This window comes from Isoptericola luteus, from assembly GCF_020297055.1.
Classification (GTDB): Bacteria; Actinomycetota; Actinomycetes; order Actinomycetales; family Cellulomonadaceae; genus Isoptericola; species Isoptericola luteus.
The window spans coordinates 427224-438376 of sequence record NZ_JAIXCQ010000002.1; the positions used below are offsets into that span (position 1 = coordinate 427224).

Below are 11153 nucleotides of genomic sequence, written 5' to 3' on the forward strand. Positions count from 1 at the left end.
ATAGAGAGGTCCCAGGGCCGAGATAGAGAGGCCCCACAGCCGAGATAGATGACCTCTCTATCTCGTGCCGGGGACCTCTCTATCTCGGCGGGGTGGGGTCTCTATCTCGCGGTCAGTGGGGGCGGACGGGGGCGGTGGGGTCGGAGACGAAGGTCGCCGACTCGTAGCCCCGGGCGCTCACGGTGACGGCGACGGAGATCTCCGCCCCGCGGTCGCGGCCGGTCAGGTGGTACCGCCGGCCGTCCGCGCCGCGGACGGGCTCACCGTCCCGCAGCCACTGCACGCGCGTGCGCAGGTGCCGCGAGTCGGGCAGGTACTCCCCCACGTCGGCGCGCAGCACCTTGCCGATCTGGGCCCTGCCCCGGATGCTCGGCCCCTCGACGTCGGTGACGACGGGGTCGTGCACGGTGAGCTCGGCGGTGCGGGCGAAGACCTGCCGGTGCGCGTACCAGAGCTGCACGTAGTGGTCCTGCCCCCGCACGTCGGTCCGGTCGCCAGGACCCGAGCCGTCGAACGTCACGGCACGGTAGTAGTCCGCCGGCACGTCGTCGTCGGAGACCACGTACGTCTGGTCGGCGCCGATCGTGTACTCGATGGGCGTGACCGGCTGCACCGGGATGCCCGGGTACGGGTCGTACGCGGCCGCCTCGGGGTACGCCCGGCCGTAGACCGAGGCGTCCTGCGTGCCCGTGACCGTCACGGTCTTGCCGGTGGCGGGTACGACGACGGGGCGTTCGGCCGGGTTGTGGACCCACACCAGCGAGCCTGCCCACCACACGCCGAGCCAGTCGCCCGTGACCTGGGCGACGACGAACTTGTGCCCCGACGTGACGCGCGCGCTGATGTCGCTGGCGTGCGTGGTGCCCGCGGCCCCGTCGGGCTTCCAGCCCGGGTCGCGCGCGTAGGGCGCGTCGAGCGACGGCTCGGAGTAGGCGAGGACGAAGTTCGTGTCCGCGCCCTCGACGCAGTCGCCGGAGCCCGGCGACGCCTGCTCGCACCCGGTGATCGGGTTGGTGTTCTCGTCGTCACCGGCCACGACCTCGACGACGTCGCCCGCCTGGACGTCCGTCGTCGGGTCCAGGCCCGCGCCGATGGGCGCCCCCAGCAGCTCGAAGTAGTGGTCCCAGTCCCAGTAGGGGCCCGGGTCCCAGTGCACGTTCTTCGTGTACCCGGGCAGGATCCCCGGCACCTGGTCGTGGCCGATGACGTGCGCCCGGTCCAGGGGGACGTCGTGCTCGTGCGCGAGGTACCGCACCAGCTCCGCCGACGACTGGTACAGCGCCTCGGTGTACCAGCCCGCCGTGCCCGCCCAGCCCTCGTGCTCCAGCCCGATGGAGTGCATGTTCACGTACCAGTTGCCCGCGTGCCAGCCGACGTCGGCGGGCTCGAGGTGGTTCGCCACGTGGCCGTCGCTCGAGCGCAGCGTGTAGTTCCACGCCAGGTAGCTCGGGTCCTGGACGAGCCTCACCGTGCCGTCGTAGCTGGTCTCGGTGTCGTGGATGAGGATGTACTCGATCGACGGGCCGCCCGCGCCGGTGCGGTCGGCCTGGTCGTGGTTGCCGTAGTTCCCGGTGTCGTCCGGCAGGTCCGGGCTGCCCTTCTCGTATGGGGCGGGCAGCCACTCGCAGCCCAGGCTCCGGGGGCAGTGGGTCGCGGGGTCGCTGTCCTCACCGGCCCGGGCACCGAGGGCTGCGACCTCGGGACGCGCCGCGAGCGCGACGGTGCCGCCGTCGTCCGTGCTGCGCTCCTGGCCCTGACGCAGGGTGGTGTAGACGCGCTCGGCGAAGCCGGGCACGTCGCTCATGCGAGCCACCGCCGCCCCCCAGTCCTCGAGGTCCGCGTCGGTGCCGAGGCCCGCGGCCTCCTGGTAGAACGCGAGCAGTGCGGCACCGCCGCAGATGTTGGCGCCGGCGTCCGACTTCAGGCGGGGCTCGTCGAGGCCGGTGAGGGCGGCGGCCCGGGCGACCTCGCTCACGGGCTCGCGCCCCGGCTCGCCCTTGCCGGCGCCGTCGGGCGCCGCCTCGGGGGCGTGGTCGAGCAGGTTGAAGACGCCGTAGCCGCCGTCCGTGCTGGGCACGCCGGCGTGCTGGTCCCAGCGGGACTCCAGGTAGGACACGGCCTTGAGCAGGTCGGCGGGGACTCCGGTGGCCTCGCTCGCGGCGGCGAACGCCGCCTGCCGGTCGGGGGCCGCGACGACGTCGTCGCAGCTGATCCCGTCCGCGGGTGGGGAGGAAGGCCCGGCACCGGCGACGAGCGCGGGTGTCGCGACCAGGGGAACAAGCAGCCCGGCCACGGCCAGGGCGGTGGTGCGTCGTCGTACGGATCTCACGGGGAGTGCTCCTCTCGATGACGGTGTGCGCACCCGGAGGCAGACGAGTGCTCCGCGTACACGGTCATCGAACCGTGAAATCCACTTTCATGGGAAGTGGAATCGAGAAATTCTCCGTCAGAGACGGACGGTGGCCTGCGCGCGCCCCAGGACCTTGACGTCCTCGTGCGTCACCGTCAGGTCGACGCGCACCGTGCCCGCGTCGGCGTCGACCGCGCCGATCGTGGCGCTCACCTCGACGGTGGCGGACCCCGCCACGGGGACCGGGACAGGCTTGGTGAACCGTGTCTGGTAGGCCACGACGGCCCCCGGGTCGCCCGCCCAGTCGGACACGACGCCGACGACGGAGCCCATGGTGAGCATGCCGTGCGCGATGACGCCCGGCAGCCCCACGGCGGTCGCGAACGACTCGTCCCAGTGGATCGGGTTGAAGTCCCCGCTCGCACCCGCGTACCGCACCAGGCGGGACCGGTCGAGCTCCACGGTGCGCGTGCCGACGACGTCGCCCACGGCGAGGTCGGCGAGCACCGGGCGAAGGCGGGCGGTGTCGGCCATCAGGAGCCCTCCCCGCGGATCACGAGGCTGGACGAGACGGACGCCACGGGCTCGCTGCCGCCGTCGGTCAGCGCCGCGATCTCGCAGCGCGTGGTCACCATGGCGATGCCGGCACGCTGCGTGACCGAGTCGACATGGAGCACGGTGACCAGCTCGTCGCCGGCGACGATCGCCCGGTGGTGCACGAACTTCTCGTCGGCGTGCACCACGCGCGAGAAGTCCACGCCGGCGTCCGGGTCCTGGACGTACTGCGCCTCGGCGCGCTGCGCCACGACGACGGCGAACGTCGGCGGGGCGACCAGGTCGGGATAGCCGAGACCCCGCGCCACCACGAGATCGTGGTGGGCGGGGTCGTCGGCACCGACGGCAGAGGCGAACTCGCGGATCTTCTCGCGCCCCACGCTGTAGGGAGCCGTGGCCGGGTACTCGCGGCCTGCGAAGTCAGCGTTCGCCACGTCGGTGCGGTGCTCTGCGAACGAACCGGTCAGCGCGTCTCGCGGTGCGACGTGTGCTTGCCGCAGCGCGGGCAGAACTTCGCCAGCTCGAGACGGTCCGGGTCGTTACGCCGGTTCTTCTTGGTGATGTAGTTCCGCTCCTTGCAGTCCACGCAGGCGAGCGTGATCTTCGGGCGGACGTCCGCGCTCTTGGAAGCCATGGTGTGTCACCTCTCGCGCCCCCGGAAGGCGCCACGTGCGTCAAGGAACATGCGGTTCGACGCCGGCCGTCGAACCGTGTGGATGGTAGCGAGGGCGGGGCTCGAACCCGCGACCTCACGATTATGAGTCGTGCGCTCTGACCAGCTGAGCTACCCCGCCGCGCGTGACAGAACGCGGGACCACCCGTCCGACAACCGGTGGACGGTCCCGCGTTGTATCACAGAGCCCCGAAAGGGAATCGAACCCTTGACCTTCTCCTTACCATGGAGACGCTCTGCCGACTGAGCTATCGGGGCAGCGGGGAAGACTTTACACGGCTTCCGTCGCCGGGCGAAATCCGCTGGATCGCACCCGACGGCGACGTGCGCCGCCCTCCCCTGAGCACCGGACGGGGCACCACCCATGGGCGATGCCCCGTCCGGCTGTGGTGGCAGGTGAGGGATTCGAACCCCCGAAGGCTGAGCCGTCTGATTTACAGTCAGATCCCTTTGGCCGCTCGGGCAACCTGCCGTGCACGGCCGCGGACGGCCCTGCGGGTAGAACCATAACGCCCCGGAGCGCCGAGCAGGAAATCCAGCCCACGTGGCACCCGTCACGGGTGCCACGGCGCGCCGTCAGCCCCAGCCGAACACCTGCGTCCAGACGGCGTCCGCGTGCCCGACACCGATCTCCTTCAGGCCGCAGTTGAGGATGTTCGCGCGGTGTCCCGGCGAGTCCATCCACGCGGCGACGACCTCGGCGGCGGTGCGCTGCCCCCGGGCGATGTTCTCCGCCCCGGGAGTCGGGTAACCCTGCGCCTCGATCCGGTCCCACGGCGAACGCCCGTCCAGGCTCGTGTGGTCGAAGTACCCCTCGGCGAGCATGTCCTCGCTGTGGAGCTGCCCCGCGGCGGTGAGCCGGTCGTCGACGGTCACGGGCCCGCACCCGGCGGCGGCCCGCTCGGCGTTGGTCGCCTCGACGACTGCGACGCCCTCGGCCGAGATCGCACCCGGACCAGCCGGCTGCGTGGCGGACGCGCCGGCCTTCGGCGTCGACCCCGCCGCCGAGGTCGTCTCGCGCCCCGGGTCTGCCTCCGCGTCCGCCGCAGGCTCGGGTTCAGGCTCCATCGGCGGCTCGGACGCGGCGTCCTCGGAGACCGACGGCGCAGGCTCATCCTCCGGCGTCTCGGTGGCGTCGGTGTCCTGGGCCCCGTCCTCGCCGCCCGGGCCGTCGGCTCCATCGTCGGGGTCCGGGGCGTCCGACACGTCGACCGGGCCGACGGCACTGTCCACGACGTCGGCGTCGCGCTCGTCGCCGGCCAGCGTGCGCGAGCTGCGGTCCTCGAGCTGCGCCCGCTCCGCCAGCAGCCGCTGCGGGTCCGCGCCCTGCCAGGGCAGGGCGGCCACGACCGGCCCGAACGGTCCCACGTGCTCCGGCCGGAGGTCTCCGGTGACGGTCGCGAGCGTGAGCCCGAGCGGCGGGCCGAGCAGCAGGGCCACCGCGACGCCCCCGACCACCGGGACTCGTGGTGCGGAGCGCATGTGGCGTGCGAACGGCCGAGGCCGTCCGTCCCGCGCCGCTGTCGTCGAGGCGGGACCTGCGCGGTGTCGGGGTGTGCGCTGCGAGGACATCCTCGGACGATACCCACTGCGGAGTCCCTTTGTCCCCGTTCGCCCCTTTCCTCGGGCTGCCCCGCTCCCGGGGTCCGGGGCGGCCCGCAGCCCCGGGCACCCGCCCAGAGGCCCGTGCACGCACTACGGTGGTGCCCAGGTCCTGACCCCGAGCTGAAGGAGCGCACCGTGGCCGACTCGTCGTTCGACATCGTGAGCAAGGTGGATCGCCAGGAGGTCGACAACGCCCTCAACCAGGCCGCCAAGGAGATCTCCCAGCGCTACGACTTCAGGAACGTCGGCGCCTCGATCACCTGGAGCGGAGAGTCGATCCTCATGGTCGCCAACTCCGCCGAGCGGGTGACCGCGATCCTCGACGTCTTCCAGACCAAGCTCATCCGGCGCGGCGTCTCGCTCAAGGCGATCGACACCGGCGAGGGCGAGCCGCAGCCGTCGGGCAAGGAGTACCGGCTCGGGGCCACCCTCAAGGAAGGGCTGTCCAGCGAGGAGGCCAAGAAGATCACCAAGATCATCCGCGACGAGGGACCCAAGGGCGCCAAGACGCAGATCACCGGTGACGAGGTGCGCGTGAGCAGCAAGTCCCGGGACGACCTGCAGTCGGTCATCGCCCTCCTCAAGGGCGCCGACCTCGACGTCGCGCTGCAGTTCACGAACTACCGGTGACCACCGCGGGGCCGCTGCCGCGCCTGGTCGCGACGGACCTCGACGGCACACTGTTGACGAGCGGCGGCACGGTGTCCGACCGCACCCGCCGCGCGCTCGCCGCCGCCGAGGCCGCGGGGGTCGAGGTCGTGTTCGTCACGGCTCGCCCGCCGCGCTGGCTCGACACCCTGTCCCGCTACGTGGGCGGGCACGGCCGCGTGATCTGCCTCGGGGGGGCGGCCGTGTGGGACCTGGACGGCGGGAGCGCCCTGGAGGTGCACGGATTCGCCGCCGACGACGTCCAGGACCTGATCAAGGCGCTCCGGCAGGCCGTGCCCGGCGTCGCGCTCGCGGTGGAGCTCGTCTCCGGCCCGTTCTTCGACCCCGCGTTCCCCGAGGGCGAGCCGGACCTCCCGGCCGGCCTGCGGGCGCGCCCCGTCGAGGACGCGCTGGCCGCCGCCGGTGCGGGGACCGTGACCAAGCTGCTCGCCGTGCGGCCGGACACCCCGGCCCAGGGCTTCGGGGTGGTGCAGCAGGGTCACGTCGAGGACGCCGCCCAGGACGCGTTCTTCCACCAGGTGCGGTCCGCCGTCACCGGGCGTGCCGAGCTGCACTACTCGGGGGCGGCGGGGCTCGCCGAGCTCCTCGCGCCCGGCGTCACGAAGGACGTGGCCCTCGCCCGGTGGTGCGACCGGCTCGACATCGACGCGCGGGACGTGTGGGCGTTCGGCGACATGCCCAACGACCTACCCATGCTGCGGTGGGCGGGGCGGGGCCATGCCGTCGCGAACGCCCACCCCGACGTGCTCGCCTGCGCCGACGCCGTCGTGGGCGCCAACGACCGCGACGGCGTCGCCGCGGCGCTCGAGCAGGCGCTCCGGTCCGCTCGCGCGCCGCTGGCCGGCCTCAGCGGCCCGTCGGCCGCGACGGCCCCTCAGTCCTCGGTGGTACCGCCCGCCTGACGGTTCTCGTCGCGGCGCTCCACCGCGGCGAGCTCCGCGCGCAGGGCCTGCACCTCGGCAGTCAGCAGCGTCACCTGGACGCGGCTCGCCGGCAGGTCCCCCATCCCCCCGATCGACGCGCCGGTGCCCCCACCGTCGTCGCCGACCTCCCGGTCCGGCGACGCCACGACCTGCTCGACCAGCCACGACGCCAGCGTCGCCGTGACGACGCCCAGCAGCGCGATCCCCCCGAGCATGAGGCCGACCGCGATGACGCGTCCCACTCCGGTCACGGGAGCCATGTCGCCGTAGCCGACCGTCGTGATGGTGACCATCACCCACCAGAACCCGTCCCCGAGGTTGTCGATGCTCGCCCCGGGCGCACCACGTTCCGCCTGCGTGACGGTGAGCGCACCCACCAGCACGAGCAGCGCCGTACCCGTCGCGGCGAACCGCACCACCTTGCCGCGCAAGCGCAACGCGTTCAGGCGCCCGAGCCGGGCCACCACCGAGATGAGCAGCAGCGGCCGGAGCACCGGCAGCACCACGACGGCCAGCTCGAGGAGGTGCCGGCGCACGTACGTCCTCGGGTGCGGGGCGAGGCGGACCCGCACCACGTAGTCCACGACGAAGACCAGCCACGTGAGGACGAGCACCGCCGTGCACGCCGACCGCACGTCCGCGGAGACGTCCGGCCGGGCCACCGGCACCGCGTAGGCCACCAGGAACAGCAGCGCCATGGCCGTGAGCGGTCGTTCCGTCGCCGCCTGCCAGCGGCGCAGGCGCGCCCTGGCGGCGTCCGGGTGCGCGGGCGGCTCGGACGACGGCGTCCCGGCGGGGTCGGCCGGGACCGCGGGGCCTACGGGACCTGCGGGATCGCGGGACATCGCCGGTCAGCCTGCCAGAACCGGTGCGCACGTGCCCGCCGGGACGGCAGCGGCCGCGGGGACGGCAGCGGCCGCGGGGACGGTCGCGACGGCGCGGCCGGCGGGATCAGTAGCGGGTGATGCCGCCCGGGCCGAAGCCTGTGCCGCCGGCCATCTTCTCGAGGCGCGAGATACGCTCCGACATCGGCGGGTGGGTGGCGAACAGCTTGGCCATGCCCGCGCCGCGGAACGGGTTGGCGAGCATGAGGTGCGAGACGTTCTCCAGCTCCCGGGTCTGCGGCAGCGGGGCCTTGGCGGTACCGGACTCCAGCTTGCGCAGCGCCGACGCGAGCGCCATCGGGTCGCCGGTGAGCTTCGCCCCGTCCTCGTCCGCGTCGTACTCACGTGTGCGGGAGATCGCCATCTGGATCAGCATCGCCGCGAACGGCGCCAGGATGGCCAGCGCGAGCGCGGCCAGCGGGTTGCCGCCCTCGCGGCGGTCCCCACCGCCGAAGAAGAGCAGGAACTGCGCCAGCGACGTGATCACGCCCGCCATCGCGGACGCGACCGACGACGTGAGGATGTCCCGGTTGTAGACGTGCATGAGCTCGTGCCCGAGCACCCCGCGCAGCTCCCGCTCGTCGAGCAGGCGCAGGATCCCCTCCGTGCAGCACACCGCGGCGTTCTTGGGGTTGCGACCCGTCGCGAACGCGTTCGGCGCCTGGGTGGGCGAGATGTACAGCCGCGGCATCGGCTGACGGGCCGCGGTGGACAGCTCGCGCACGATGCGGTGCATCTCCGGCGCCTCGAGCTCCGTCACCGGGTACGCGTGCATCGCGCGGATGGCGATCTTGTCGGAGTTCCAGTAGCTGACGAACGTGGTGATCAGACCGATCGCCACGAACACGAACAGCATGGACTGGCTGCCGCGGAAGAACAGCGCCCACAGACCGAGGACGACGGCCCACATGCCGCCGAACAGCGCCGCCGTCTTGAGACCGTTGAAATGCTGGTGGCCCATGTGTGGTGCCGTCTCCCTCCGTGCGCCCTGCCGGTGCAGGGGTGCACCGACAGGATCCCACCGGGGGAACGCTCCGCGGGCGGGCGAGGTTCCCGCCCACCCGCGGACGTCAGGAGTCCGAGCGCCCCTTGGCGATGTCGAGCATCTCCTCGCGCGGCACGACCTTGATGCGCTCGCGACCGTGCGGCTCGCCGAGGGCCTGCTCGTGAGCGTCGAGCTTCTCGAAGTCGGCCCACTCGACCACGTCGACGCCGCGGTCGGCGAGGAAGTCCAGGACCGCCTGGGGGTCGCCGTGGTCGGCGGAGCGCCCGCCGGCCAGGTCGCCGGTGCTGACGTCGCCGCCGTCGCCCACGCCGGTGACGTCCTCGACGAGGTGGCGGATCGTCTCCGACGCGTCCGACTTGGTGTGCCCGATGAGGCCCACGGGCCCGCGCTTGATCCAGCCCGTGGCGTAGACGCCCGGCAGGTGCTCGCCGTCCAGGTCGACGACGCGCCCCTCACGGTTGGAGATGACGCCCTTGAGCTCGTCGAAGGGAATCTCCGCCAGCGGGGAGCCGAAGTAGCCGACGGCGCGGTAGACGGCCTGGACGGGGAAGTCGTGGAGCTCGCCGGTGCCCTTGACGGTCCCGTCGCCCTGCAGCGCGGTGCGTTCGGTGCGCAGGCCGGTGACCTTGCCGTCGGTGCCCACGATCTCGACCGGGGCGTGCAGGAAGTGCAGGTGCAGGCGACGCGAGGCCTTCTGCGTGGACGGCTCGACGAGCGTCCAGTCGGTGAGGGTCTTGACGACCTGCTTGGTCTGGTTCGACGACTCGATCGCCGACATCGAGCCCTCGTCGAAGTCGTAGTCCTCCGGGTAGACGACGATGTCGACGTCCTTCACGTGGCCCAGCTCGCGCAGCTCGAGCGGCGAGAACTTCACCTGGGCCGGGCCGCGGCGCGCGAAGACGTGCACGTCGGTCACGGGCGACGTCTTGAGCGTGTCGTAGACGTTCGACGGGATCTCGGTGGGCAGCAGGTCGTCCGCGTGCTTGGCCAGGACGCGGGCGACGTCGAGCGCCACGTTCCCCGCACCGAGGACGGCGACCTCCTTGGCCTCCAGCGGCCAGGTGCGCGGCACGTCGGGGTGCCCGTCGTACCAGGAGACGAAGTCGGCGGCGCCGTAGGAGCCGTCCAGGTCGATGCCCGGGATCGGCAGGGCGGCGTCCCGGATCGAGCCGGTCGAGAAGATCACCGCGTCGTAGAACTGGCGCAGGTCGTCCAGCTTGAGGTCGACGCCGTAGTCCACGTTGGCCAGCAGGCGGACGTCACCGCGCGCCAGGACGCGGTGCAGGGCGACGATGATCTGCTTGATCCGCGGGTGGTCCGGCGCGACGCCGTAGCGCACGAGGCCGAACGGCGCGGGCAGACGTTCGAAGAGATCGATGCTCACGTCGAGGTCGGTCTTCGACAGGATGTCCGCGGCGTAGATGCCGGCGGGACCTGCGCCGACGATGGCGACGCGCAGAGGTCGGGTGCTGCTCACGACGAGATACGCCTTCCGGATAGGGACTCGTGACGTTCGATTCTAGGAGGACTCTCCTGACTCGCAGGTGAGGGTTACCTCACCTTCCAGGGTCCACCCTTACCTAGGGTGACACAATCGTCTCATTCCACGAACGAACCGTCTCGCATCTCGGGACCGCTGGTCATCTCGCGGAACAGACGAGGACCTTGTCGCCCCGCGCCCCTCCCCGGGTCAGGCTCCTGCCACCTCCCGGACGGCCCGGGCGACGTCGTCGCCCACCGCCCCGCCGGTCGCGCGCAGCGGCCGGTACGCGGGCACCACCGTCACGGAGGTCGCGCCATCGCTGACTCGCAGGGCCGCCGTCCCGCGCGAGCCGTACACGGCCCGCGCCTCCTGCGCCCCGCCGTGGACCCGGCGCACCGACCAGCGGGGCGCATCCTCACGGCGTACCCACAGCTCCACCTCGCCGGGCACGAGCGCCAGGGCCGCCGGACTGCCCCCGGTCGCGGCGATGCCCCGCACCGGGGCGCCGGCCGCCTGCGCCTCGTCGCGCGTCTCGCCGGTCGTGAACACGGGGATCACCGGCACTCCGGGCCGGCGCCGGGCGACGTGCGCCGCCACCGACCGCGCCCGCCGCACGATCACCGCGAGCGTCACCACGATGATCAGCGCCACCACCAGGACCGCGATCCACACCGTGGCGCTCTCGAGCCCGTCGCGCCGGGTCATGACCACCAGCCGCGCGACGGAGACCACGAAGAAGAGGACGAGCACGGTGGTGAAGAGCGTGCGGCGGGCGCCGGCGTTCATACGGTCTCCTGACGGACGACGGGGTGGGGCGACACCATGATGAGGGCCGGATCGGATCGCGCCGCTCCGTGCGGCTCTCCGTGCGTGCCTGAGGTGTCGTGCACGCACCGAGGGGCGGTCCGGGAGTCCCGGACCGCCCCTCGAAGCACCGGCACGAAGGCCGGCGCGAGCTGACCGACGTCAGCCGCGGATGCCCTGCGCGAGCTGCGCGTCCGCGTC

11 protein-coding genes and 3 tRNA genes are annotated in these 11153 nt (G+C 72.6%); 2 read left to right on the top strand and 12 right to left on the bottom strand.

Annotated features, from left to right (window positions below; all coding sequences use genetic code 11):
- Positions 1-112: 112 nt before the first annotated feature.
- The 8 genes from LEP48_RS04990 to LEP48_RS05025 all read right to left on the bottom strand — a co-directional run bounded on the left by LEP48_RS04990 (position 113) and on the right by LEP48_RS05025 (position 5060).
- Entirely contained in the window at positions 113-2329 is a 2217-nt protein-coding gene (locus tag LEP48_RS04990; protein WP_225564468.1) for an N-acetylmuramoyl-L-alanine amidase, read from the bottom strand.
- Between the two features lie 117 nt (positions 2330-2446).
- Positions 2447-2884 carry a MaoC family dehydratase gene (locus LEP48_RS04995; RefSeq protein WP_225564469.1) on the bottom strand — a complete coding sequence of 146 codons (438 nt, stop codon included), beginning with the start codon at positions 2882-2884 and terminating at the stop codon, positions 2447-2449.
- The gene (locus LEP48_RS05000) at positions 2884-3339 is read right to left on the bottom strand and encodes an FAS1-like dehydratase domain-containing protein (protein WP_225564470.1); all 456 of its coding nucleotides are present in this window, start codon (positions 3337-3339) and stop codon (positions 2884-2886) included. Before LEP48_RS05000 ends, LEP48_RS04995 begins: the two co-directional genes overlap by 1 nt.
- 29 nt (positions 3340-3368) lie before the next feature.
- Positions 3369-3539, bottom strand: a complete 171-nt coding sequence (gene rpmG, locus LEP48_RS05005) for a 50S ribosomal protein L33 (RefSeq protein WP_013837798.1) — start codon at positions 3537-3539, stop codon at positions 3369-3371.
- An 83-nt stretch (positions 3540-3622) separates the two neighbouring features.
- A tRNA-Met gene (locus tag LEP48_RS05010) sits at positions 3623-3699 on the bottom strand.
- Positions 3700-3763: 64 nt separating this feature from the next.
- Positions 3764-3836 (bottom strand) — tRNA-Thr (locus tag LEP48_RS05015).
- A gap of 129 nt (positions 3837-3965) precedes the next feature.
- Positions 3966-4050, bottom strand: a tRNA-Tyr gene (locus LEP48_RS05020).
- Positions 4051-4154: 104 nt separating this feature from the next.
- Positions 4155-5060 (bottom strand): CAP domain-containing protein, encoded by a 906-nt coding sequence (locus tag LEP48_RS05025; protein ID WP_225564471.1) that lies wholly within the window; start codon positions 5058-5060, stop codon positions 4155-4157.
- A 258-nt stretch (positions 5061-5318) separates the two neighbouring features.
- Between LEP48_RS05025 and LEP48_RS05030 the strand changes: the two genes are divergently transcribed.
- The gene (locus LEP48_RS05030; protein WP_225564472.1) at positions 5319-5813 is read left to right on the top strand and encodes a YajQ family cyclic di-GMP-binding protein; all 495 of its coding nucleotides are present in this window, start codon (positions 5319-5321) and stop codon (positions 5811-5813) included.
- Positions 5810-6754 carry an HAD family hydrolase gene (locus tag LEP48_RS05035; protein ID WP_225564473.1) on the top strand — a complete coding sequence of 315 codons (945 nt, stop codon included), beginning with the start codon at positions 5810-5812 and terminating at the stop codon, positions 6752-6754. The genes LEP48_RS05030 and LEP48_RS05035 overlap by 4 nt, the downstream gene beginning before the upstream one ends.
- Here LEP48_RS05035 and LEP48_RS05040 read toward each other — a convergent pair.
- From LEP48_RS05040 to LEP48_RS05055, 4 genes are all read right to left on the bottom strand, one after another.
- Positions 6727-7620 (bottom strand): potassium channel family protein, encoded by an 894-nt coding sequence (locus LEP48_RS05040; protein WP_225564474.1) that lies wholly within the window; start codon positions 7618-7620, stop codon positions 6727-6729. The genes LEP48_RS05035 and LEP48_RS05040 overlap by 28 nt on opposite strands.
- Before the next feature lie 106 nt (positions 7621-7726).
- On the bottom strand, positions 7727-8620 hold the full coding sequence (htpX, locus tag LEP48_RS05045) for a zinc metalloprotease HtpX (protein ID WP_225564475.1): 894 nt from the start codon (positions 8618-8620) through the stop codon (positions 7727-7729).
- A gap of 109 nt (positions 8621-8729) precedes the next feature.
- On the bottom strand, positions 8730-10142 hold the full coding sequence (locus LEP48_RS05050; protein WP_225564476.1) for an FAD-dependent oxidoreductase: 1413 nt from the start codon (positions 10140-10142) through the stop codon (positions 8730-8732).
- A gap of 213 nt (positions 10143-10355) precedes the next feature.
- Positions 10356-10934 carry a hypothetical protein gene (locus tag LEP48_RS05055; protein WP_225564477.1) on the bottom strand — a complete coding sequence of 193 codons (579 nt, stop codon included), beginning with the start codon at positions 10932-10934 and terminating at the stop codon, positions 10356-10358.
- Between the last annotated feature and the right edge of the window lie 219 nt (positions 10935-11153).

Coding starts and splice junctions, on each gene's coding strand:
- LEP48_RS04995 (WP_225564469.1), bottom strand. CDS start 2,884: ATGGCCGACACCGCCCGCCTTCGCCCGGTGCTCGCCGACCTCGCCGTG.
- rpmG (WP_013837798.1), bottom strand. CDS start 3,539: ATGGCTTCCAAGAGCGCGGACGTCCGCCCGAAGATCACGCTCGCCTGC.
- LEP48_RS05025 (WP_225564471.1), bottom strand. CDS start 5,060: ATGCGCTCCGCACCACGAGTCCCGGTGGTCGGGGGCGTCGCGGTGGCC.
- LEP48_RS05040 (WP_225564474.1), bottom strand. CDS start 7,620: ATGTCCCGCGATCCCGCAGGTCCCGTAGGCCCCGCGGTCCCGGCCGAC.
- htpX (WP_225564475.1), bottom strand. CDS start 8,620: ATGGGCCACCAGCATTTCAACGGTCTCAAGACGGCGGCGCTGTTCGGC.
- LEP48_RS05055 (WP_225564477.1), bottom strand. CDS start 10,934: ATGAACGCCGGCGCCCGCCGCACGCTCTTCACCACCGTGCTCGTCCTC.